Below are 23,941 nucleotides of genomic sequence, written 5' to 3' on the forward strand. Positions count from 1 at the left end.
TTATTTTTCCTACTCATTGTTATCGTCTCCCGGACTGATTATTGTTTTTCATCTGTCCGGTTAAAAAAATTGTAGCAGCCGGCAGCGTTCCAGTGGCTGTATCCCCGGGCCCCGGAGTCGGCATTGAACGTAGCAACCAAAATACTACCTCCATCCCCAACTACCAAACAAACTAACAAAACACAACAAAGGAAAACGCTTCTGTCTGCCGTAGCTCTCTTACATCTATACAAAAAAAGACGACCTCAAACGAAGTCGTCCATAAAATCTATACATACTGCAATTTCTTAGCATTCATATAAGCACAATCAATTGTAGCTCCACCAAGGCACTCTTCGCCATCATAGAACACAACCTCTTGACCAGGAGTAATAGCACGAACCGGATTATCAAAATCAACAGTAACCTTACCATCATCCTTAACATGCACAGTAACCCCAACATCCTGCTGACGATATCTAAACTTAGCAGTAGCATGGAAATCACTACCATAATCCAATCCAGTAATAAACGAAAGATCAGAAGCGTCCAAATGATCAGCATAAAGAGCAGGATTCTCATATCCTTGGTCCACATAAAGAATATTCTTACTCATATCCTTACCAACCACAAACCATGGGGCATTCGACTTAGCGTTACCGCCAAGGCCAAGTCCAGATCTCTGACCGATAGTATAATACATCAAGCCCATATGTTGACCCTTAACCTCACCGTCAGGAGTCATCATAGTACCAGCCTGAGCAGGCAAAAACTCACCTAAGAACTTTCTGAAGTTTCTCTCACCAATAAAGCAAACACCAGTCGAGTCCTTCTTCTTTGCAGTAGCTAAGCCAGCCTCTTCAGCAATTCTTCTAACCTCTGACTTTTGCATTCCACCGATCGGGAACAAAGCCTTTTGAAGCTGATCTTGTTGAACAGTGCTCAAGAAATAAGTTTGATCCTTGTTAGCATCGCCACCGCGCAATAAGTGAACTACGCCGTTATCGTCGCGGATAGTTTGGGCATAATGCCCCATCGCAATATAGTCTGCATTAAGTTGATTAGCATAATCTAAAAATGCTTTGAACTTAACTTCCTTATTACACATAACATCCGGATTAGGCGTTCTACCCTTACGATATTCTGAAAGGAAGTATTGGAAAACACGATCCCAGTATTCTTTCTCAAAATTAACGGAATAATATGGAATTCCGATCTTATTAGCGACCTTTGCTACATCTTCATAATCTTCTGTAGCCGTACATACACCAGAATCATCTGAATCGTCCCAGTTCTTCATGAAGACGCCAATTACCTCATAGCCTTGTTGTTTCAACAAAAGAGCACTTACTGAGGAATCAACTCCTCCACTCATTCCAACAACCACGCGCTTTTTTGTATTGTTCATTAAAAATAACCTCTTATTTCTTTATCAAAATGTTCTTTTCCTCTAAAAAGTTCATCATGAATTTATAATCGTCGATTTCCGACTTTGTATCTTTTGCTTTATAAATATTAATATTGTGTAATCCACTTTTATCTGTAATAGACATTCTCAAGTGAGAAAATCCTTCTGAAACAGAAATCTTTAACAAAAATCTTGCATCATATGGAGAAGTACCCGAAATTGGACGTTGTAGTTTAAAATGATCGTTACGTCCTTCAACGAATCCAGCATCTAATAATGAGTATTTCTTGATGTCTGGAGCGATTTCGTAAATATCTTTGTCACCTAATACTTGTGCTTGATTTTTTTGCATAATAGAATCCCCTTAATTATTAATTTCTCAATAATTAGTTTGCTCATCTTTTATTAATTAGTCAAGTCTTTGACGATTTCTGCCATCTTATAAGTGAATTTTTCAATTTCTTCCATTGTGTTATCTTTCCCAAAACTGATCCGAATCGAATCATTCAACTTGGGACTGTCTTTGCCAAACATTGCTGTTAAAACATGCGAAGGTTCCAGACTACCAGCAGTACATGCAGAACCACCAGAAATGGCAAAGCCTTCCAAATCTAAACGAGTCAATAAAACGCTCTTTTCGATCCCTGGCAAATATAAATTTAACACATGATTTAATCCGTGATCATCTGTTGGACCATTTACCTCAAATTTGATGCCTTGATCTCTTAAAATAGCTTGAATTTTTTGTTTGAAAGAATAGTAGGTTTCTCGGCGACGTTTTTTCTCGCTATTATCTGCCAATTTGACAGCTTGTGCGAAACCAGCAATGGCAGGAATATTTTCTGTACCAGCACGGCGTTTAGTTTCTTGATCGCCACCCCTAATATATGAAGGAATGTGTTTATCAGCATTTTCATACAAAAAGCCGATGAATTTTGGTCCATTCAATTTATGGGCTGAAGTCGATAAAAAGTCGATATGTTCAGCTTGAACATCAATGTCTTCGGTTCCAAATGCTTGGACAGCATCAGTATGAAAATATGCTTGATGATCTTGTAATAATTCACCGATCTCTTTAATTGGATTTAAAGCACCAACTTCATTGTTTCCATACATGATCGAAACTAAGATCGTATCGTCTCTTAAAGCATCTTTGACCTGTTCAACTGAAATAACACCTTTTTCATCCGGTTTTAAATATGTGACCTCAAAGCCAAGCGTTTCCAAGTATTCCATTGGACGCAAAACAGCTTCGTGTTCAGTTTGATCGGTAATAATGTGTTTACCTAAGTTTTGACGTGACAAAGCTGTCGACATAATAGCTGTGTTGTCACTTTCTGTACCGCCACTAGTAAAGACGATCTCAGAATCTTTTGCATTAATACTTTGTGCGATAATGTGCCTACTATCATCCAAAACTTGTCGAGCTTTACGGCCGTAATAATTGGTTGACGATGCATTACCAAAATTATTGATCATCTGGTCGTGCATCACTTCTATAACCGAGTCAGCCATAGGCGTCGTGGCAGCATTATCTAAGTAGATGTATCCCACTTTCAAAATCCCCTTCTCGATCTATTCCTGATCTAAAAAATTCAATAGCATTTGTACAGACTTTTGACCAGCCTGCACAACAAATTCGTCAAAATTAACGCTTGCATTTTCATCACCGACATCACTCATCGAACGGATAACAACAAATGGTGTTTTAAATTGAGCACAAACTTGAGCTACAGCCGCACCTTCCATTTCAGAAGCCAGGGCATCAGGAAAAGCCTTTTTAATTGTAGCAATTTTCTGCTTGTCGTCAATAAATTGATCTCCAGAAACGATCAAACCTTTGTGATAATTCAAATGAGTCTTATCAGCTGCAATTTCAATTTGATTAATATAGAAAGGATCAGCTTCAAAATAAAGTGGACTACCTGGCAATTGGCCCATTTTGTATCCTGATTCAGTCACATCAACATCGTGATAAGCTAGCTTCTCAGAAATCACGATATCGCCAATCTTTAAGCCTTCACCAATACCACCGGCAGAACCAGTATTAACGATAAAATCTGGTTGAAATTTTTCATTCAAAATAGTCGCAGTCATACCTGCTTGTACCTTACCAATACCACTTTGGGCTAAAATAACTTGATGATCACCATAAGTCCCCTCAGTAAACTCAACATTAGCAACCGTCGTTGCTTTAAAAGCATCCATACTTTCTTTGAATAATTTGATTTCCTCTTCCATTGGTACGATTACGCCAATTCTCATGTGTGATAGCTCCTTCTATATAAAAAATAAAATTAAAAATACAATTATAATTAAGCCGAATACAGTAATAATCGCAATATTTAACCTTTTTTTCAATTTATTTGTCTTATTTTCAAAAGATAATTCTTTTTCTTCTTTAATTTGATCAGGATGTTCCTCTTGATACTGACGTTCAACCTCTAGTCGCTTCTGTTCAGCTTGACGACGTTGCAATTCTTCCTCAGTAATAACCGAACTACCAGCTTCTGGGTTTGGATCAGAAGCTTGTCCATTAGACTTATTGATCAAATGCTTTAACTTCGCAAACATATTATTCACCTTTAGCTTGCAACAACTTCCAGTAAGTTACCGCAAAAATTGATTTCCCATCGCAAATAGATCCATCTTCAACAAATTTCTCAGCTTCTTCTAAAGTCAATTTCTCAACATTCAAAAACTCATCATTGTCCAAAGGACGCTTAAATTCCACCGGCTTAAGATCATTAGCAGCAAAAATAGTAATCTTTTCATTAGAGTAGCCAGGACTAGAGAAAAAGGCCGTAACTTCCTTCAGATTATCAGCATCCGTAGAAAGCCCAAGTTCCTCATTCATCTCTCGCAAAGCAACCTCTTTCAAATCACTACCCTCATCAGGATCGATCTTCCCAGCAGGAATTTCCAAAGTCTCCTGCCCCAAAGGAGCTCGCCATTGACGCACAAAAATCATCTTATCATCAACAAAGGGAATAATTCCCACAGCACCATGGTGCTGAACAATCTCTCGAATGGCAGGTATACCGTTAGGTAAAACCACTTGTTCAACATCAACATTAAAAATCTTACCACCGAACATCCTACGAGAAGCAACAACTTCCTCATAATACTTAGAATCTTCTTTACGCATAACCCATACCTCACCATAAATTAATTAAATTGCACAAACTATTGTAACATGTAGTACCAGTAGGCGCACGAATAGTCACACCAAACTCAATCAAAGATAACATTTCCATTTACAAAAAAATCAGAAACACAAAGTCAAAAAAAGAGAAAAATAGAAAAATCTTCATAAATACAACGCAAGAGTATGAGGAACGAGCACGCGAGCAAGAAGCGAAAGTAAGAGATAAAAAATATATATTTACACTTATCTATCCAAAAAATAAAGAAAAGCAATAACAGCAATGTAAGTCAGGAAACAAAATGAGCGGAGCAAAGTCCCGCGAACCGAGAAAAGAGTCAGTAATCTATGCAGAGTTTATATCCAAACAAGAAAAGGAAGCTCCTACTCCCACCAGAATAGATAAATCCTGAGATAGACATGTGATAAATAGGACGCGCAAACAGAACCAATTCGTAGAAAAAAAATCGGTAAATCTCAACACAGGGGGGATATTGTCTCTATCTAGACGGAGGGGCCCGGGGATACAGACCTCAGTGGTGAAATTTCACTTGGCGACAAAGGAGCTTAGTGAAAGGTGCAGTTTTGAAACAAGCGAGCGCCCTTTGCTCGATTGGTTCAAAATGTGCCCACCACGTTCCCGACCTTAATTGTTCGGTGGCGTAGCCACCACCATAACCGGTTGCGCAAGTGCGTTAGCACTTACGTTCCTTTAACGTATCCCCGGGCCCCGGAGTCGGCTTGAACGCACCAACCAAACAACGACCTCCCCACCCCAACCACCAAACAAACCAACAGAACTCCATCAAAGAAAAACGCTCCAATGCTGCCATAGCTCTCTTACATCTTTACTCTCACATCTTCAATAGCAAAAAAAAGAAAGCACTAATCAGCGCTTTCTTCATCAACAATACTAATATTAACAGCCTGAGGTCCCTTATATCCAGGCGCGATCTCAAATTGAACCGTCAACCCAGCCTCGATATAAAAATCTTCCCGGTTCAACACCGAATCAGCAAAAAAGAAAATATCATTTTCACCATCGTTGATAAACCCAAAACCTCGCTGCTTATTAAATCTTACAACTTTACCTTCAAACATCTGATCAACCTAGTTTTCAAAGCCTTCGCTTATAGTTTGTGGATATTCTTCAGCAACTATCTTAGCACATCTAGCACAAAATTCAGGGAAGTTTGGATCTGAACCGACATCCGTCTTAGTCATCCGACATCTAGAACAAACCTTTCCGTCTGCTTTTTCAACTAGCACAGCACTATCTTCGTATTCATCAGCACCCTCAGGAGCAGAATCAACAACTTCAAATTGCGAAACGATCAACAATTGACCAACATTGTCACCCAACTTACTCAAGGTTTCCTTCAACTCAGCAGAAGGACAAATTGTGACCTTAGCTTCCAGTGACTTACCAATAAGCTTGTTATCACGAGCAACTTCAAGTGACTTCAAGACATTATCTCTAAAGTCCATGAACTTAGTCCATGTTTCCTTAATATCAGCAAAGTCTGCTTGGTCAGCAGGTTTTGGCATGTCTGCTAATTGCACGAATTCTTCCGGTTCCTTCAAGTATTCCCATACTTGTTCCATTGTATGTGGCAAGATAGGAGTCAATAATTTAGTAAGTGCCACTGCACTGTCATAAATTACTGTTTGCATTGCTCGTCTTGAATGAGAATCTTCAGCATCGATATAAACAACATCTTTAGCAAAATCAAGATAGAATGTTGAAAGGTCATTCGTCAAGAACTTCAAAACTTGTTTGTTAACTGAAGCAAAATCATAATGATCATAATCACTAAGAACATTTTCGATCAAGCTGTTCAACCTCATGACGATGTATTTGTCTTCTGGACGTAAGTCATTATAGGCAACACGATTTTCTTTTGGATCAAAATCAGTCGTATTAGCCAACATAAATCTAATCGTGTTACGGATCTTACGATAAGATTCTGAAGTTTGCTTGAATGAGTCAACTGATACTGAAACATCAGAACTGGCATCCACTGATGCGACCCATAGACGAATGATCTCAGCACCAAATTGTCTTTCGATATCACTAGGTGCAATAACGTTACCAAGTGACTTACTCATTTTGACACCATTTTTATCAAGCGTAAATCCTTGTGATAGAACAGCCTTGTATGGAGCTACGCCAAAGGCAGCTACGGAAGTGATCAATAGTGAATTGAACCAGCCACGATATTGGTCAGAACCTTCAAGAACTAAGTCAGCTGGGAAAGTTAAATTATCTCTTAATTTAGCTACACCAGCGTGGGCTGTACCAGAGTCAAACCAAACATCCATAATATCGGTTTCTTTAGTAAATTCTCCATTTGGACTATTAGGATTTGTATATCCTTCTGGTAGTAAGTCCTTTGCTTCACGTTTGAACCAAATATCTGAACCGTATTGACCGAATAGATCAGCGACGTGGTCAATGATCTCTTTAGTCATAATAGGCTCACCATTTTCAGCATAGAAAATTGGTAATGGAACACCCCAAGCACGCTGTCTTGAGATGACCCAATCCCCACGATCACGGATCATATTGTAGAGACGTTTTTTACCCCAATCAGGAATGAAACTAACTTTTTCTAATTCATCAAGTAATTGTTGTCTGAATTTGTCGATCGAAGCAAACCATTGTGGTGTAGCACGGAAAATAACTGGTTTCTTAGTCCGCCAATCATGTGGATAACTATGCGTAAAGAATTCAAGTTTCAGCAATGAACCATTTTCTTCCATTCGCTTAGTGATCATCTTATTAGCATCATCATAAAAGACACCCTTATATTCAGGGATTTCATCAGTAAAACAACCGTGAGCATCAATTGGTGAAAATACAGGTAATTTGTATTTCATACCTGCAACAAAGTCATCAGCACCAAATCCAGGAGCAGTATGAACTAATCCAGTACCATCGTCTAATGTAACGTGGTTACCTAAGATCAAAAGTGATTCTTGATCATAGAGTGGGTGTGTAGCTGTTAATCCTTCAAGATCTGTTCCTTTGAATTCCTTGAGGATCTTAACATCATTCCAACCGAGCTCTTCTTTCAAAAAGCTGATTCGATCTTCCGCCACAACATACTTCTTGCCATCAGCATCAATTTGCACGTAATCAAATTTAGGATTTACACAAATGGCCTCATTTGATGGAATTGTCCAAGGAGTAGTAGTCCAAATAATGAACGACGTATCATTATCCAAAAGGTCTTTTCCATCGCGGACTTTAAAGGCAACAAAGATCGATGGCGACTTGATATCATGATATTCGATTTCTGCTTCAGCTAGAGTAGATTCAGAAGATGGTGACCAGTAAACTGGTTTCTTACCACGATAAATGTATCCTTTATCAACCATTTCACCAAAGACTTTAACTTCTTCTTTTTCAAACTCTGGTTGATAAGTAATATATGGGTGATCCCAGTCAGCTGAAACCCCTAGGCGCTTAAAGCCGGCCATTTGCTTCTTGATTTCATTTTCAGCAAATTCTTGGCACATTTTCCGGTATTCTTCCATACCGATCTCTTTACGCTTAACGCCCTTTTTAGCTAATTGTTGTTCGATCGGCAATCCATGAGTATCCCATCCAGGAACGTATGGTGAACGATAACCGTCCATTGACTTATAGCGAACGATGATATCTTTTGAGATTTTGTTCAAGGCGTGTCCCATGTGAATATCACCGTTGGCAAATGGAGGTCCATCCAATAATTCAAATTTTGGTTTGCCCTCGTTTAACTTTTGTCTCTTTTCATAAATCTTGTTTTCTTCCCAAGCTTTTTCCCACTCGGCTTCTTTGTTAGGAAGATTACCACGCATTGGGAATTTAGTTTTACCTAAGTTTAAGGTATCTTTTACTCGCATGTTGTCCACTCCTTATGTTATTGCAATGAAATTAGAGAGTGCAAGGAGATGATCAGTTGTTGATGATTAACGAACTATCGCACAAGAGTACTAAAACGCAGTGCTCGCTGATAATTTGTTAGCCATTAACCACTATCTCCTGGAACTCTTCAAAATAAAAAAGAACCCATCCAAATTAGGACGAATTCTTCGCTGTACCACCTATTATTGGTATAAAACATATCTAATTGTCGAAAAGTTGATATACGATAGTCTACTTAATTTACTAGTCTCACACCAACACTAGCTCGCTGAAAATATTATTCGACCCGCACTTGTCTTTTCTATTGATTATTATTGCCGTTATCAGAATCAAAATTAAACGTTGGACCATTTTGGTCATTGTTGATCGTGTATGAATCTGATGTCCTATTATCAGGAATGTTTTTATTATAATCCACTTGATTAGAATTTGAAACACCTTCGCCAGAATTTTGGTCAGTTGAATCAGCTTGCATTTGATCGACCGCTGGCTGATCATCATCTGTAACCCCGATCCGTGATTTAAGATCATCAGTTGGTGTTTGCTCAAGCATCTTATTCCACTCCGGACTTTCAACATAGTCCAACTGTTGTTGCAACATCCGTTGTAAAGTCGCACGAAATGCACTAGTTCGGCTCTTCAAATCATCCGTCTGAATCGTCACTTGACGTGCTTTATCAGAGGCGTCTTCCAAGATCTGGTTAGATTTATTTGTCGATTGATCTAAAAGATCACGTGCTTTATTTTGAGCTTCCTCAGAGATCACCTGAGCTTCTTTTTCGGCATTAGCTTTGACCTTGTCAGCAGCATCTTGGGCAACCAAGATAGACTGATTCAAAGCATCCTTCATATCGGTAAAATATTTCAACTGCGACTGAGTTTGCTTTAATTCTTTTTGAAGCTGTGCATTTTGTTGCAGTGCAATATCGTAATCGTTAACTACCTGATCTAAAAAATTGTCGACTTGCTCACGGTCATAGCCACGAAACTTTCGATCAAATTCCTTATTATGTATTTCGATAGGCGACAATACCATCTAACCACACCCCTGATCACTTTCTAATAATATTTACAAATAAAATATACTTATTGTTGTGGGACTTACCCATGAGATTATTCACTTTGATCCGGCCATATCCTCTAACGCTGACCGTATCATAAATTGTTACGAAAGAACTTGCATTACGATTAACTACCCAATTTAGCTGCACCCGACCGTGTTCCACTAATGACTTCGCAACAGTCCGAGAAACATCATAAACCTCGGCAATAATTGTATCTAGCCTTAATGACTGGACGTTGATCGTTTCATCCTCTGATTCATCGATCGGCATCAATAGATCAGTTTGTAAATTCTTCTTGATCATGTGGATTTTGAATGAACCAATTTTATCGACTTGTTCCTCAATATACTTACCAATGTTATCAAACACAAAAAACTGCCATCTTTTACCATCCGTTATAATGTCCCCAAAATGATCACGATCGATCCCTGACCCCGTTAAAGATCCTAATATTTGACCGTGATGCAAGTTGGCAAACTTCTCAGGATAACGGATCTCATAAAGGACGATCTTAAAATCAGATTGTTTAGGTACAAAATAATCAGGAGCAATAATGCCCCTGACTCTTTCTGCCCCTTCATATCCACCAAAATAGTGAACAAAGAGATCATCGTACTTGTTCACTAGATTATCTAGGATCGCGCGTTCACGCAAATTCAAAAAATCTGTCAGTTGGGGTATATACATTGATTGTGTTCGAAGTAATAAATCACCGATCTTGTCGATAAATGGTTTTTCCTCAGGGCGAAAAAATCCACCGCTCGTATCTACCTTTTCTTTATTGCTCATCTACACTATATAAAAAATCACCCTTGCTAGGACCTGGACCAACACTAGAGCAATGATCGGCGAAAAATCGATCATCCCGATCCGCGTTGGTATGATTCTCGAGATCAAATTTAGAAATGGCTCCACTAAACTTCTTACAAATCTTCCAATGACCGAATTGTATAACGCAGGTATGAAAGTTAACACACAATATACAAAGATAAGTATTTCATACATCCGAAACAAATACGCGATCATTAATGGCAAACCGGCCATAACTCGAGTCATTTATTATCCTCCGTTTTATTCACCTATGTCAGGTATACTACCATCTATTTGAAATTTAGGTGGCGTGCAAAGGAAGATCTTGTCTCCAACACGTTTGATCTCGCCATTTAAGGCATAGACTGTCCCTGTTAGAAAATCAACGATCCGCTTTGCTTGATCATCGCTAATACTGTTGAAATTAACGATGACTGCTTTGTTATTTAATAATTGTTTTGAAACATCTTTGGCGTCAGCATAAATCCTAGGTTGAAAAATTGCAATTTTATTGCTTCCGGATTTATTGCTCCCAGAATCGATCGATACGACTTTTTGGTTATCAGTATAATCGACTGATTCTGATTGTGTTGCTTGGTTATTTTGTTGAGAAGCATCGTAATTTTCGTCATCGTCACCGAGACCAAAGAATGCTCCTAATTTTGAAGAAAGTGCCATATTACGACCCCCTATTATTTATTTCTACGCTTGAATATTGGTGGTGTTGAATCGTCATCATCATCACTCAAGTCAATTGTTTCGGGTTTTTGGAAAATGTCAAAATCACTCTTTTCACCTGAAACATTGTTTTGGCTCTTATCGCCACCTGCTTGATTGATATCCCAGTTAGAAAATGGATCTGTATTTGGTTGTTGTGGTTGCTTAGGTTGTTCATTGACTTGTTTGTCTTGACCATCAAAAACAGCATTTGGATTGTTCAAATTCAAACGACGGTTACGAGTATCTTTCTTGCCACCTTCAGTTTCAACACCAGTAGCGATAACAGTAACTTTAACTTGATCGCCAAGTGTTTCGTCGATCGATGTACCAAAGATGATATTAACGTCTTTAGTTGCTTGATCAGTAACGATTTGGGCAGCATCTTGGGCTTCGAACAATGACAAGTCAGGTCCACCAGTAATATTAAGTAAGACTTGTTTAGCTCCATCAATTGAAACTTCAAGTAGTGGTGAAGAAATAGCCTTATTTGTTGCATCAGTAATTCTATTTTCACCGTTAGCTGTACCAATACCCATAAGAGCTGAACCTTGATCAGACATAACCGTTTTAACATCAGCAAAGTCCAAGTTAACGAATCCAGGTGAAGTGATCAAATCAGAAATACTTTGTACACCTTGTCTTAACACGTCATCAGCAATACTAAATGCTTCGTTCATCGGTGTCTTCTTGTCAACGATTTCGAGCAACTTGCTGTTAGAGATCAAGACCAAAGTATCGACGTCTTTTTTAAGTTCGCTAATTCCATCAGCAGCGAAGCGAGAACGTTTTGAACCTTCAAATGCAAAAGGACGAGTAACTACACCAACAGTTAGTGCGCCACTTTCTTTAGCAATGTTTGCCACGATCGGAGCGGCACCAGTACCAGTTCCGCCACCCATTCCGGCAGTGATAAAGATCATATCAGCGCCTTCTAAGGCTTCTTTAATGGCTTCTTCACTTTCTTGTGCCGCCTTTTGACCGATCTCAGGATTTGAGCCAGCGCCCAATCCTCTAGTCAATTTAGGTCCTAATTGGATCTTTGTTTCAGCTTGAGAACTTTCTAGTGCTTGGACGTCAGTATTTGCAGCGATGAATTGTACACCTTTGATACCTGTGTCGACCATGCGATTAACAGCATTACCACCGGCTCCACCAACACCGATAACTTTAATAACTGCCCCCATATTTTCGTTTGAATCTAATGAATATTCCATTAAGGAGTTCCTCCTATTACCATTCCTGAATATAGTTAACTTTTATAATTAATCAAAAAACTTACTCCAGAAGTTCTTCATGCCTTCCATCCGTGAACCCTTTTGTTTCTTCTTTGGAGAAGCTTTCTTAGGTTGCTCAGCTGGTTTTTGAGTAGCTTTCGGTTGTTCCTCTGGAACCGGTTGAACGTTTGGTCTTGGAGCTGAATCAGTTTGATTAATCGCAGCACCGTTGACTACATTGTCGGCAATAATTCCGATATCGTTCAGATTGGATGCATATGTTACTAAGCCTAAGCCTAACGCATATGAAGGATATCTCATCCCCATTTGAGCAGGGACATAGCTTCTAACTTTTACGCCAAAAACATCTTTGGCGAGCTCCCCGATCCCTGATGTAGCAGCAACACCACCAGTTAGAACGATTCCACCTGGCAATGACAATGCTCCAGCATCTTGTAGTGGTCCTTTTAGTCGAGTAAAAATCTGTTGAAGCCGAGCTTCAATGATCTCTGATAAATATTCCTCTGAAATTGTTTCTGGTTCAGACTTACCAACTACATCAACACTGATTGTATCATCAGTATCAGCATTTGCCGAATCAGCAGTACCATAATAAAGTTTCAATTGTGTGGCATTTTCGACTGTGGTATTTAACACTACCGAAATATCATGTGTGACATAATCGCCACCTTCAAAATCGACAGTTGAAAGTTTGAGATTGTGATCATGAACGACTGAAGCCGTTGTTTGACCAGCACCCATATCAATGATAATAGCGCCAAAATCACTTTCTCCTTCGTTAAGAGCAACTTGACTCAGTGCCATCGGCGTGATCACTTTATGGACAATGTGCAATCCAGCCTTTTGGATCGCCTTTTTAGTGTTATGGACGATCGTTTTGGGTGCCGTGTAAATGATCCCCTTCATCTCTAAACGAACACCGATCATTCCTCTTGGATCGCGGATGTTATTAAATCCATCAACAGAAAATTGCTTTGGTAAAAGCGAAACAACTTCTCGTTCACTTGGCAAGTTTTGGATCATAGCTGCCGCCATTACTTGTCTGACATCATTTTCTGTGATTTCTTTTGATTGTGTACCAACTGCAATCATTCCCTGGCATTTTTCGATCTGCAGCATATTAGCCGAAATACCGACCACAACTTCTTTAATCGTAATATTAGCCTGGGTTTCTGCTTTTTTAACGGCTCGCTTTATTGCACCTGCAGCCTTATCAATATCAACGATAACGCCACGACTTACCCCTTCAGATCGCTCACTTCCGACACCAACGACACTTAATTTATCGTCTGATGCTTCAGCGACTACCACTTTAATAGAGTTTGTCCCAATATCGAGGCCTACAAAGAACTCTGAATTGTCCATAGACAGTGGTTGCCTCCTTAACTAATTAAAAAACCATTCATTAAAAAATTTTAACACAAAAAAGATTATATTGAACCTATTTCTTCTTATCAAATGGATAGGAATAGGCACCGATCTCCATATCGATGACGCCCTTCTTTTTCATTTGAGCAGCAATACTAGGATAATATTTCATTTTTTTGTCAACAGTTCTAATATCCGCAATAACTTTATTACCATCATTCATATCGATTTTTATCCGATATGGATTGATTTTATTAGAGGCATTATGTATCTCAGAAATATTATTTTTTACATTTTCTGGCATTTTTTTATAAATTTTAGTTATTTTCTCTAAATCAGACTTTTTATCAAAATCTGTGTAGATGGGATAATTCCCAGTGTAAGATTTCAATTTATTCGATAAAATCTTCCCATTATCAATTATTCTATAGTAATATCCATTTTTGTAAATAAGCCCCAAGGTCGGATACTCATCTACAACGATCGTCAGATCACGTAAATTATTCGTTTTGAAAGAAACTGACTTAACAGATGGCAACTGTTTGTGAGTTTGCTCAGAAATGGATCGATGATGCAAGAAAACCCCGACCAATAAGGAATTATCTGTTATTTTCGTCGCATCGATAACTTGCTGAGCGCCTAAATCATTGACCCCTTTAACGGTAATATTGCGTACCTTACTGAAGGAAGAACCCAAGTAGGCCAAAATAATTATGACAATTGCAATGAATAAAATAATAAAACTTTTTTGATAACTTTTGGCCTTTTTTGACATACGGTTGACCTCGATTACTATTTCTTAACTAAATCTAACAATACTTGGATCAACTTATCAGAAGCATCTGGCACTCCGTTTTCTTTCGATGCTTTTGACATTTTCGATAACTCTTGAGGATCAGTCATAATATCAGAAATAGTCGTAAATAATTTATCAGCAGTTAATTCTTTTTCTACCAAAACTTTTGCGGCGCCATTTTCAGCCACTGAATTGGCATTGACTGTTTGATGATCATGTGTGACATAAGGGCTAGGGATAAAAATTGCCGGAATTCCTAACGCTGTGATCTCAGCGATACTTGTAGCACCTGAGCGACCAACGATCATCGTCAAATCAGGCAAAATCTCTGGCATGTTGTCGATATAAGGCTTTACAGAAATCTTATCCAGTTTTAAATACTTTGGATCAATGCGTTTGATGACACTGTCATAGTGAACACGACCAGTTACGAACAGCACCTGGAAATCTGCTTGAGAAAATTGCTCTAATGCACCAATCACTGCCTTATTGATCGGTTCAGCGCCTCTGGACCCACCAAAAATTAACACAGTCGATTTACTTGGATCTAAATCAACGTCTTTTAAACGATCATTTCGCTCAATATTAGCAGCTTCTTGTGCCCGCGGATTACCCGTAAAGACGATTTTCTTCTTTTCAGAAAATTGATTTTCAGCTTGAGTAAAGGCAATAGCGATTTTATCGACAAAGTGACCTAAAAACTTGTTAGTGATCCCAGCAATCGTATTTTGCTCATGGATCACGGTCGGGATATGCATTTGGTGAGCAGCATAGACAACTGCACTCGAAACATAGCCACCAGTTCCAACGACAATATCCGGTTTGAAATCACGGATTATTTTCTTTGAGCGGCTGATGGAGGCTAAAAACATTTGTAAGACTTTGATATTTTCCAAGGTCAGCTTTCTTTTAAAACCGCTGATCTTGATCGTTTTAAAATCGATTCCTTCACGAGTAACGATTTTACTTTCAAGTCCCTTTTCTGTACCAACGTACAAAACTGACTCGATCATATCGCGTTCTTGAAGGCGTTTGATCAAGGCCATTGCTGGATAGATATGACCTCCAGTTCCACCACCGGAGACTATTATTCTCAGTTTAGTCATTTTTTTACCCCTTTAATTTTTCAACTTCATCGATAAACAAATCACCACGTTGTTCAAAAGTATCGAATTGATCCCAACTAGCACAAGCTGGAGAAAGCAAGACGACATCTCCTTTTGAACTTTGTTTGTAAGCTTCAGGAACAGCTTCTGATAAATCTTGGACCTCGATGATATTGCCGATCTCGGCTTTTTCAGCTGCATCGATCAACTTAGTAGCCGTTTGTCCATAAACGATTATGTTGTGAACTTTGCCTTTCAAGTATGGAACTAATTCATCAAAGCCATTGCCACGGTCCAATCCCCCAGCAATCAATGTGATAGGTTCTTTAAAGGCCTGCAAAGCAACGATAGTGGCCTCAATATTGGTAGCTTTGGAATCGTTATAGAATTTACGTTCATCGAAACGATCGACAAACTGGATCCGATGTTTAACTCCACTGAATTTGCTCAATACTTCGACGATGTCTCCATCAGATACCCCAAATATCTTAGCAACGTTGATCGCTGCGAGAGCATTTTGAACATTGTGTTCACCAGGTACTTTGATATCGTCAATATTCATGATCAAATGACGATTATAATAAATGTTTCCCTCAGATTCGTAAGCGCCAAAACCTAGTTCTTGTTGATCAGAAAAAGGAATAATGGCAGCCTTAGAACGTTTTGCTAGATCTTGCCATTCTTTTTCATTCCAATTAACAATAAAGTAATCATCAGGAGTTTGATTCTTAGTAATATGCATCTTGGCATTGATGTAATTTTGACGAGTCTTATGAAAGTCTAGATGTGCTGAATAAATATTGTTCAAGACAGCAACGTGTGGATGCAACTCGATAGTACCTTCTAGTTGAAAACTCGAAAGTTCTGTTACTACGACGTCGTCTTTAGTAGCTTTTTGAATAACATCAGAGATCGGGATCCCAATATTACCTGCATAATAAGATTTCTTAAATTGTGGCGCATGATCAAGCATTAATTGGATCAAAGTTGTGACTGTTGTTTTACCATTCGTACCAGTAACAGCGACCATCGTCGCATCAGAACAACTGTAGGCAATTTCTGGTTCAGTAACGATCGGAATATTTAATTTTTCCGCCTGTTGGATCAAGTCATTGGAATATGGGATCCCCGGATTTTTCACAAGGAAGTCATACGAGTCATCGATCAAACTAGCATCGTTACTACCTGTAATTACTTCGAATCCCTCATCGATCAAAGCTTGAGCTTCTGTGTTGCCTTCTAGGGGATTAGAATCGACGACTTTGACCTCACAATTGATCTTCTTCAGCAGTTTAGCAACTGCATAACCACTTTTGGCTAATCCTAATACTAAAATTTTCTTATTTGCATAACTACTATTCATGATCACGTCTTACCTTCTATATAAAAATTATTAAATAAATTGCAGAGAATGCTGCACCGAACAACCAAAAAATAATGTCGATTTTCCACTCGCTCCAGCCCATCATTTCAAAATGATGATGGATCGGTGTCATTTTAAAGATACGGCGATGGAAAACTTTGAATGAAAATACTTGAAGCATCACACTAGCTGTTTCGATGACATAAACTAGGCCGATCAAAAGTAGTGACCAATAACGACCTAATAAAATCGAAATAGCAGCTAATCCCGCACCTAGCGCTAATGAACCAACGTCTCCCATAAAAATCTTGGCAGGTTTGTGATTAAAGATCAGAAAGGCTAATAATCCACCTACCACTGAGAAGCATACAATGGCGATATCCATGCGATTCTGATTTAAAGCTATAATTGCATAGGTTAAGTAGGAAATCGCTCCTAGACCGCCTAATAGGCCGTCTAGACCATCAGTTAAGTTAGTGGCATTAGAAAAACCAACTAACCAGAAAATGGTGAACAAGACAAAGATCACAGCTGAGTCAATTGAAAACCAGCCCGGGATCGCAAATCTAACTGGCAATTTATCATTGAAATAAACTACTAAGAAAATAGCAGCAACGATAATTTGTAGTATTAGCTTTTGTAGTGCCTTTAGTCCCAAATTGCGCTTCTTAAAGACTTTGATGAAGTCGTCAATAAAACCAATGCAACCAAATAAAACGATCACAAGGGTCGTAATTATCAAGGCGTGAGTCATTTGATGAAGCCAAGAACCGACCCAAATATTAGTAATGGCCATTGCAACTAAAATCAGAAGACCACCCATCGTTGGCGTTCCTGATTTCTTCTCGTGCCATTTTGGTCCTTCTTCACGGATCGACTGACCTTCTTTGTGCGCGATCAAGTACCCGATCAAAAAAGGCATAAAGATCGCAACGATCGCAAAACTGCTGATTAAATCTATAAATATCTTACTAAGTTCCATGGATAGTCCCCACTTAATTATTATTCTCCAGTGTTACTTTAATTTTACCACTGTCATTGATGATTTTTCCTGGTTTAATCGATTGTTCTGTAACATAACCATCACCAGAAGTAACTACGGTCCTGCCAGTGATTTCAGCGAACTTCAAAACGTCATTCTTGGACCAACCAGTTAAATCTGGCATGGTCATTGCTCCATTAGTCAACATTACGATCCGTTGACCAGGCATGACCTTTTCACCACTTGCCGGCGACTGTTGAACGATCTTGTCTCCAGTACCTACGATACCTGATTGCAGATTAAGTTTCTTGATTTTCTTTTGTGCAGAAGCGACTGAAGAATTCAAGAAATTAGGCATGTCAACATATTGACTGCCAGCTTCGATCGTTTGACCACTGTCATCATCTTGAGTCATTAATCGTTTAACTAATGGATTGAATATTTCTGAGATCATTTTTTCAGCTGCAGTAGACATGATCTGTGGCTGTCTCATCGTAATGTAGACGATATATCTTGGGTTATTATATGGGATCATTCCGGCAACTGAGAAAATATAGTTACCTGCCCCAGTTAAATAACCGCCAGAACTAGCGATTTGAGCAGTACCAGTTTTGACACCTACTTTAACGCCTGGAACTTTATAAACCATTCCAGTCCCGTAATCTTTAGTGACAACTTGGCGCATTTGTTTGCGTACTTGCTGAGCAGTATTTGCGGAAATGGGATTTCCAACTACCTTAGTCTTGTAATTTTTTGTCGTCTTTCCGGTAGACGGGTCAACGATCTTATCCACGATTTGTGGTTTGATCATTTTCCCATCATTAGCCACTGCTGAAAAAGCTTGGAGCATTTGGATAGTGTTGACATTGACACTTTGACCAAAGGATGTCATTGCTTGGTCACTGTCATGTTTATAAGAAATCCCGCCAGAAACTTCGTCTGGCAATTCGATACCAGTCTTATCACCGATCTTGAATTTCTTCATATATTTCATCCAAGTGTCAGCACCCATTTGTTGTTCCAGATGAACCATTCCGGTATTGGAAGATCTTGGAAAAGCTTCAGATTCGGGAATATAGCCCCAACCAACGTTGTTCCAATCACGAATCGTTCGTCCGCCGACTTCCACCGCACCAGACTTGTATAATTCGTTACCATCATAGTTTCCGGAATCAATGGCAGCCGATAACGTTAAAATTTTCATGACTGAACCGGGTTCAAATTGATCTTCGACTAAAGTATCACGCCAACTATCAGACATACCCTTACCAGTTGACGGATTAAAGGTCGGCCGTTGCGAAGCTGCCTTTATCTGACCAGTCTTTGAATCCATAACTAACACTTGGAGATTCTTAGGTTGATATTTATCTTGGACCCGCTGACTCAAGATCTCAACGTATTGTTGGATTTTACTATCAAGCGTTAAATAAACATTCGATCCATTAACCGCTTGCTTTTCAACGACTTGTGAACCTGGCAATTCATTGCCCTGTGAATCGATCTTAGTGATTTTCTTACCATCTTTACCAGCCAAAATAGAATTGAAATATTTTTCGATCCCCATTAAACCACTAATATTCGTATGGGGATCGCTACTGTCGTCTTGCTTAGTGATACCAACTTGGTTCGTAGCAAAAGTACCATTAGGGTAGGCCCGAGAAGGATATTCTTCAAACTTGATCCCAGGAAGCTTTAAAGCAGCGATTTTATTTTTGATCTCGATCGACAAATTTCGTCCTTCAGGACCTAACTCGACTTGATATTGTTTTTTATTTTTTGGCGTCAAATAGTCTAAGATCTGTTTCTTAGACAATGGTAAATATTTTGATAATTTCTTAGCTGTTTCCTGTTTATTTTGAACATAATCCGGCTTGCCATCGGCTGTTTTTGACTTTTTCGACAAAATTACCGCAATATTATAAATGCTAGAATTTCCCGCGATCATATCGCCATTACTGTCCAAGATATCGCCCCGTCGAGCATTAACTTGATCGACACTTTGGTATTTTTGACGGGTCCTTTCAGCCAGATTGACCCCATGATAGCTCTTACTTGTAGCAATTGACGTAAAACGTTGCGTAAAAATGATAAAAGAAAAGGCCGTCACAATCACTATGAAAAAGCCTACTATATAGTGATTGCGTCGCGCCTTATTTTTGAAGATTTTTTGTAAAAATTTTTTCATTTTGTAACGTTCCTTACATTTTTATTGCTCATTTTGAGATTGTGTTTCTTAGCGAAACTAGAGAGTCGATCATAACTAGTTAATTCAGAAACCTCTTGTTGTAAGTTTACGTTATTTGTATTCGTTTTGCTAATCTTTGTTGTTACGTCGTTTAGATTGTTTTGGGCAACAGTTTGCGAAACTTTTGTCGCTACGAGTGCAGTCATCAATATCACAGTTAATACACCCAGAGCTACTAATAAAAATGATTCCGTTTTGGAAACGGCAACTCGATGAGATGCAGCATTAGTTTGCGTTTGGGCTTGTGTCTGTGGGTTTGATTCTGCTGTTTCATAACTTTGTAAGTTTCTGGCTGTACTTTCTAACATATCCTACACTCCATATTAAATCTTTTCGACAACGCGTAACTTTGCACTATGTGCACGATTATTTTCGTTTAATTCGTCTTGATTAGGTAATATTGGCTTTCGAGTAACTAACTTGAGAGTCGGTTGAATATCTTTAGGTATAACGGGAAGTCCTCTTGGAACATCAACTTCCGACATTTCTTTAAATGTATGTTTAACGATACGATCCTCTAATGATTGAAATGTGATAACACTAATTCTACCACTAGGTTTAATTAAATTTATCGCTTGATCAAGCGAACGTTCTAATGATCCTAATTCGTCGTTTACAGCTATTCTGATAGCTTGAAAGATCCGTTTTGCTGGATGACCACCAGTTCTGCGACGGGCAGCTGGGATCGAGTTCTTGATGATGTCTGCTAATTCTAAGGTTGAAGTGATTCGATGATCTTGGCGTGTTCGTTCAATAGAACGAGCGATTTGCTTAGAAAACTTTTCGTTGCTGTATTTAAAGAAGATCTTGACAAGATCATTGTACGACCAGTCATTAACGATCTTTTCAGCATCAAGATCTTGACGTTGATCCATTCTCATGTCTAAACGGGCTTCTTTCTTGTAACTGAAACCCCGGACAGCATCATCAAATTGTGGTGACGAAACGCCTAAATCATAAACTACCCCATTAACTTCCGTTACGCCGATTTCATTTAATCGTTCCTGCATATTCTCAAAGTTGTCACGAATCAAGACCAGTTGATTATCTCCGATAACTGACTGGTCTTGTTTGATCTGATCACCAACTTCAATCGCACTTTCGTCCCGGTCAAATGCATATACCGTGCTGTTGTGTACTCGACTAAGCAATTCTTTAGTGTGTCCACCGCGACCAAACGTGGCATCCACGTAGATGCCATCATCAGTGGGATTCAACATATCGATAGTTTCCTTTAGCAGAACTGTCTTGTGTGTGTATTCATTAGAAGTCAAAGTCTGTCATCTTCTCCGAAATTTCCTCAAAGTTTTCCTCGGCTTCCTCACTAAACTTAGTCCAGTTATCTTCGTCCCAGATCTCGATTCGATCAGAAACGCCAACAACAACACAATTCTTTTGCAACTTAGAAAACTTGATCAAAGGAGCCGATAGATTAATCCGGCCTTGCTTGTCAAATTCAACTTCCGTAGCAGCTGAATAAAAAAATCTAGTAAAAGCACGAGCGTCTTTCTTAGTTAAGGGTAATTTGTCGAGTTGAGCTTCCAGTTTGTTCCACTGGTCCATAGGATAGCCAAAAAGGCAACCGTCCATCCCACGAGTAATAACAAAAGATTCGCCGATTTCTTGACGAAATTTAGATGGAATGATCAATCTGCCCTTGCTATCGATCGTATGATGAAATTCCCCCATGAACATCTAAAGCTCACCTCAAATCTTTAACACTTTCTAATTTACCACAATTAACCACAATTAACCACATTAAGTTAAAATAATAACAAATAGTTTAAATTAATTGCTAAAAACACTGATAAAACAATGATTCTAGATTGTGGGGACCGGTGGGGGATATTTTCCATTTTTGGAGGAATGTTGCATAATAGTAGCAGGTGAAGTAACATTTCATTATCAATACGTAGGTGGTGTCACATTTGAACGATAAAAAACCAAAAAGCACTCTAGCTAAAATCATTCAAGGATTTGTCTGGTTAATGATCATCGTAACGATCCTAGGTGTAGTACTAGGTATCTTGCCTAGCTTCCTTTAATCTTGAAAGTATCACACACAAAAAGGCGCTGTTCTGAATTTCTCAGAACAGCGCCTTTTTATGTATATTTAAAATGAATTGCAGAAGATAATCATTTCTCCATGATCTCGGTTCGTATTAAATATGAATATTTTCACAAGCAAAGGATATTTGCATGTGAATTGTAAATTTTATCAAAATTTATAACAAAATAAATTGTTAAAAAAATATTAAGATTTTTGAACATATCATGAAGATATTTTAATTTAAGACTTTATACCAAGATCAGACGATCAAATAATTTATTTAATGCCCAGCTTAAAACAAAAACCATTAGTACATTAACAATTAAGCTTCCCCCATTGACCACAAACGAATAGATCCAGGGATTCATCGTCTTTGGTGCAAATGATGCCCAAAAAACACCGCCTGCTAAGAAATGAAAACTGTATTTAACCAAAACGCCAAAACTGCTGAAAAATAAGATCCAACCGATGGAACTTTTTCCTTCACGGATCACCTGCTTAACTTTGGCACTTCCTAATCCAATCAAACCGATGGCTGAAAATGCTACGGGATATTCTAAAAATCCTTGTAACGGATTAAGTACGCCTCCGCTAGAAAGTCCACGTAATAATAAATCTAACAAACCCCAAACTAGACCTGCTATCAGCCCGGCTTTCAATCCACGTCTTAAAGCGAAGATTGCCATAGGTATCAGTCCATAAACTAGTTCGATCGACGATACGCCAAACGAATGTGGTATGAAACTCAGTACTTGAGCTGCAGCAGTGACTAGTGCACCTTCAGTCAGTATGATCAACTTTTGATTTTTTGCCATAAAAAAACTCCCTTTGCTGGTCACCACAAGAGAGTTTACGCTTATTTATAAAACACTGTCCCTACGCATGCATTAACATAACAGGTTTTAAGGGTCTGAATAAAATCACTCTCAGCCGATTGGCTCCCCTAGTGTTGACTATTTAATTATTTCTGCCGAACATTCGACTCATGAAGCCACGTTTCTTAGGTTGTTCGAACAATGTTAATGGCACATTTTCGCCAAGCATCCTTCGAGCAATATTGCGATAGCCACGACCTGCTTCACTTTCAGGATTAGATACGATCGTTTGCCCCGAATTTGATGAAGAAATAACTTCATCCTCATCAACGATGATCCCGATCAAAGGAATACCGAGGTGATTAACGATGTCTTCGATCTTCATTGATGTTCCTTCGTTGATCATATTCTTTCGGATCCGGTTGATGACCAAATGCGGTGTGATCGGCATTTCCAAGCTTTCCAAAATTCCAACCACTCGATCTGAATCACTCACCGAAGCAATCTCAGGATTAGTAACTACCAAAGCAGCTTCTGCAGAATTGACTGCATTTTTAAAACCATATTCAATTCCAGCTGGACAATCGATCATGACAAAATCAAATCGTTGCTTCAAATACTCGATAATAGTATTAACTGAATTGCTATCAAGAACGTATTTGTCAGAAAATTGCGATGCCGCCAACAAATAAAGATTATCTCCGAAGCGCGGATCACGGACCAAAGCCTGAGATAAGACAACTCTTTGTTGAGCAACATCAACAATATCGTAAACAATTCTCTTAGTTAATCCTAAAAAAGCATCCAGATTGCGCAGACCGATATCTAAATCGACCATACAAACTTTCTTACCCATCGATGCAAGTTCGGTACTGACATTAGCAGTGGTAGTAGTTTTACCAACTCCACCCTTACCAGATGTCACAACGATAGAAATTCCCATAA

Annotated in this window: 26 protein-coding genes and 1 riboswitch; of the genes, 1 reads left to right on the forward strand and 25 read right to left on the reverse strand. The window is 38.8% G+C overall.

Annotation, left to right across the window (positions count from 1 at the left end):
- Nucleotides 1-19 precede the first annotated feature (19 nt).
- From EKM78_RS13235 to mraZ, 23 genes are all read right to left on the reverse strand, one after another.
- Entirely contained in the window at nucleotides 20-154 is a 135-nt protein-coding gene (locus EKM78_RS13235) for a hypothetical protein (protein WP_281273587.1), read from the reverse strand.
- A 114-nt stretch (nucleotides 155-268) separates the two neighbouring features.
- A complete protein-coding gene (gene mnmA, locus EKM78_RS04005; protein WP_125769615.1) occupies nucleotides 269-1,387 on the reverse strand; it encodes a tRNA 2-thiouridine(34) synthase MnmA in 1,119 nt (372 codons plus the stop codon).
- 13 nt (nucleotides 1,388-1,400) lie between these two features.
- Nucleotides 1,401-1,739, reverse strand: a complete 339-nt coding sequence (locus EKM78_RS04010) for a hypothetical protein (protein WP_125769617.1) — start codon at nucleotides 1,737-1,739, stop codon at nucleotides 1,401-1,403.
- 53 nt (nucleotides 1,740-1,792) lie between these two features.
- Nucleotides 1,793-2,941: a cysteine desulfurase family protein gene (locus EKM78_RS04015; RefSeq protein WP_125769755.1), complete on the reverse strand. Its 1,149-nt coding sequence runs from the start codon at nucleotides 2,939-2,941 to the stop codon at nucleotides 1,793-1,795.
- Between the two features lie 21 nt (nucleotides 2,942-2,962).
- The gene (locus EKM78_RS04020; protein ID WP_125769619.1) at nucleotides 2,963-3,652 is read right to left on the reverse strand and encodes a 5'-methylthioadenosine/adenosylhomocysteine nucleosidase; all 690 of its coding nucleotides are present in this window, start codon (nucleotides 3,650-3,652) and stop codon (nucleotides 2,963-2,965) included.
- Between the two features lie 15 nt (nucleotides 3,653-3,667).
- Nucleotides 3,668-3,961 carry a hypothetical protein gene (locus EKM78_RS04025; RefSeq protein ID WP_125769621.1) on the reverse strand — a complete coding sequence of 98 codons (294 nt, stop codon included), beginning with the start codon at nucleotides 3,959-3,961 and terminating at the stop codon, nucleotides 3,668-3,670.
- 1 nt (nucleotide 3,962) lies between these two features.
- Nucleotides 3,963-4,535, reverse strand: a complete 573-nt coding sequence (locus EKM78_RS04030; protein WP_125769623.1) for an NUDIX hydrolase — start codon at nucleotides 4,533-4,535, stop codon at nucleotides 3,963-3,965.
- Between the two features lie 882 nt (nucleotides 4,536-5,417).
- Nucleotides 5,418-5,633, reverse strand: a complete 216-nt coding sequence (locus EKM78_RS04035; protein ID WP_125769625.1) for a cold-shock protein — start codon at nucleotides 5,631-5,633, stop codon at nucleotides 5,418-5,420.
- Nucleotides 5,634-5,642: 9 nt separating this feature from the next.
- The gene (gene ileS / locus EKM78_RS04040) at nucleotides 5,643-8,420 is read right to left on the reverse strand and encodes an isoleucine--tRNA ligase (RefSeq protein WP_125769627.1); all 2,778 of its coding nucleotides are present in this window, start codon (nucleotides 8,418-8,420) and stop codon (nucleotides 5,643-5,645) included.
- A gap of 323 nt (nucleotides 8,421-8,743) precedes the next feature.
- Nucleotides 8,744-9,478, reverse strand: a complete 735-nt coding sequence (locus EKM78_RS04045; protein ID WP_125769629.1) for a DivIVA domain-containing protein — start codon at nucleotides 9,476-9,478, stop codon at nucleotides 8,744-8,746.
- A 16-nt stretch (nucleotides 9,479-9,494) separates the two neighbouring features.
- Nucleotides 9,495-10,295: a YlmH family RNA-binding protein gene (locus tag EKM78_RS04050; RefSeq protein ID WP_125769631.1), complete on the reverse strand. Its 801-nt coding sequence runs from the start codon at nucleotides 10,293-10,295 to the stop codon at nucleotides 9,495-9,497.
- The gene (locus EKM78_RS04055) at nucleotides 10,296-10,562 is read right to left on the reverse strand and encodes a YggT family protein (protein WP_125769633.1); all 267 of its coding nucleotides are present in this window, start codon (nucleotides 10,560-10,562) and stop codon (nucleotides 10,296-10,298) included. It lies immediately after the preceding gene.
- Nucleotides 10,563-10,577: 15 nt separating this feature from the next.
- Nucleotides 10,578-10,994 carry a cell division protein SepF gene (locus EKM78_RS04060; protein ID WP_125769635.1) on the reverse strand — a complete coding sequence of 139 codons (417 nt, stop codon included), beginning with the start codon at nucleotides 10,992-10,994 and terminating at the stop codon, nucleotides 10,578-10,580.
- 14 nt (nucleotides 10,995-11,008) lie between these two features.
- Complete coding sequence (gene ftsZ / locus EKM78_RS04065; RefSeq protein ID WP_125769638.1) at nucleotides 11,009-12,250, reverse strand: cell division protein FtsZ; 1,242 nt, start codon at nucleotides 12,248-12,250, stop codon at nucleotides 11,009-11,011.
- Nucleotides 12,251-12,298: 48 nt separating this feature from the next.
- The gene (ftsA, locus tag EKM78_RS04070) at nucleotides 12,299-13,636 is read right to left on the reverse strand and encodes a cell division protein FtsA (protein WP_125769640.1); all 1,338 of its coding nucleotides are present in this window, start codon (nucleotides 13,634-13,636) and stop codon (nucleotides 12,299-12,301) included.
- A 76-nt stretch (nucleotides 13,637-13,712) separates the two neighbouring features.
- The gene (locus tag EKM78_RS04075) at nucleotides 13,713-14,414 is read right to left on the reverse strand and encodes a cell division protein FtsQ/DivIB (RefSeq protein WP_125769642.1); all 702 of its coding nucleotides are present in this window, start codon (nucleotides 14,412-14,414) and stop codon (nucleotides 13,713-13,715) included.
- A 17-nt stretch (nucleotides 14,415-14,431) separates the two neighbouring features.
- Entirely contained in the window at nucleotides 14,432-15,532 is a 1,101-nt protein-coding gene (gene murG / locus EKM78_RS04080; protein ID WP_164507198.1) for an undecaprenyldiphospho-muramoylpentapeptide beta-N-acetylglucosaminyltransferase, read from the reverse strand.
- A gap of 13 nt (nucleotides 15,533-15,545) precedes the next feature.
- Nucleotides 15,546-16,910 carry a UDP-N-acetylmuramoyl-L-alanine--D-glutamate ligase gene (murD, locus tag EKM78_RS04085; protein WP_125769646.1) on the reverse strand — a complete coding sequence of 455 codons (1,365 nt, stop codon included), beginning with the start codon at nucleotides 16,908-16,910 and terminating at the stop codon, nucleotides 15,546-15,548.
- A gap of 10 nt (nucleotides 16,911-16,920) precedes the next feature.
- Nucleotides 16,921-17,886, reverse strand: a complete 966-nt coding sequence (mraY, locus tag EKM78_RS04090) for a phospho-N-acetylmuramoyl-pentapeptide-transferase (RefSeq protein ID WP_125769648.1) — start codon at nucleotides 17,884-17,886, stop codon at nucleotides 16,921-16,923.
- A gap of 13 nt (nucleotides 17,887-17,899) precedes the next feature.
- Nucleotides 17,900-20,071: a penicillin-binding transpeptidase domain-containing protein gene (locus EKM78_RS04095; RefSeq protein ID WP_125769650.1), complete on the reverse strand. Its 2,172-nt coding sequence runs from the start codon at nucleotides 20,069-20,071 to the stop codon at nucleotides 17,900-17,902.
- Nucleotides 20,068-20,439: a cell division protein FtsL gene (gene ftsL / locus EKM78_RS04100; RefSeq protein WP_125769652.1), complete on the reverse strand. Its 372-nt coding sequence runs from the start codon at nucleotides 20,437-20,439 to the stop codon at nucleotides 20,068-20,070. Before ftsL ends, EKM78_RS04095 begins: the two co-directional genes overlap by 4 nt.
- Nucleotides 20,440-20,454: 15 nt before the next feature.
- Nucleotides 20,455-21,405 (reverse strand): 16S rRNA (cytosine(1402)-N(4))-methyltransferase RsmH, encoded by a 951-nt coding sequence (rsmH, locus tag EKM78_RS04105; RefSeq protein WP_125769654.1) that lies wholly within the window; start codon nucleotides 21,403-21,405, stop codon nucleotides 20,455-20,457.
- Nucleotides 21,395-21,826 carry a division/cell wall cluster transcriptional repressor MraZ gene (gene mraZ / locus EKM78_RS04110; RefSeq protein ID WP_125769656.1) on the reverse strand — a complete coding sequence of 144 codons (432 nt, stop codon included), beginning with the start codon at nucleotides 21,824-21,826 and terminating at the stop codon, nucleotides 21,395-21,397. Before mraZ ends, rsmH begins: the two co-directional genes overlap by 11 nt.
- 224 nt (nucleotides 21,827-22,050) lie before the next feature.
- On the opposite strand from mraZ, the gene EKM78_RS04115 reads away from it, so the two are divergent.
- Nucleotides 22,051-22,176, forward strand: a complete 126-nt coding sequence (locus tag EKM78_RS04115) for a DUF4044 domain-containing protein (protein ID WP_245994774.1) — start codon at nucleotides 22,051-22,053, stop codon at nucleotides 22,174-22,176.
- A 253-nt stretch (nucleotides 22,177-22,429) separates the two neighbouring features.
- On the opposite strand, the gene thiT is transcribed toward EKM78_RS04115, so the two are convergent.
- Both thiT and minD read right to left on the reverse strand, forming a co-directional pair.
- Nucleotides 22,430-22,996 (reverse strand): energy-coupled thiamine transporter ThiT, encoded by a 567-nt coding sequence (thiT, locus tag EKM78_RS04120; RefSeq protein WP_125769660.1) that lies wholly within the window; start codon nucleotides 22,994-22,996, stop codon nucleotides 22,430-22,432.
- Nucleotides 22,997-23,036: 40 nt separating this feature from the next.
- A riboswitch (TPP riboswitch) is annotated at nucleotides 23,037-23,136 on the reverse strand.
- A 2-nt stretch (nucleotides 23,137-23,138) separates the two neighbouring features.
- Nucleotides 23,139-23,939, reverse strand: coding sequence for a septum site-determining protein MinD (gene minD, locus EKM78_RS04125; protein ID WP_125769662.1), 801 nt, complete (start codon nucleotides 23,937-23,939; stop codon nucleotides 23,139-23,141).
- Nucleotides 23,940-23,941: the final 2 nt, after the last annotated feature.

The organism is Companilactobacillus furfuricola (genome assembly GCF_003946325.1).
Taxonomy (GTDB): domain Bacteria; phylum Bacillota; class Bacilli; order Lactobacillales; family Lactobacillaceae; genus Companilactobacillus; species Companilactobacillus furfuricola.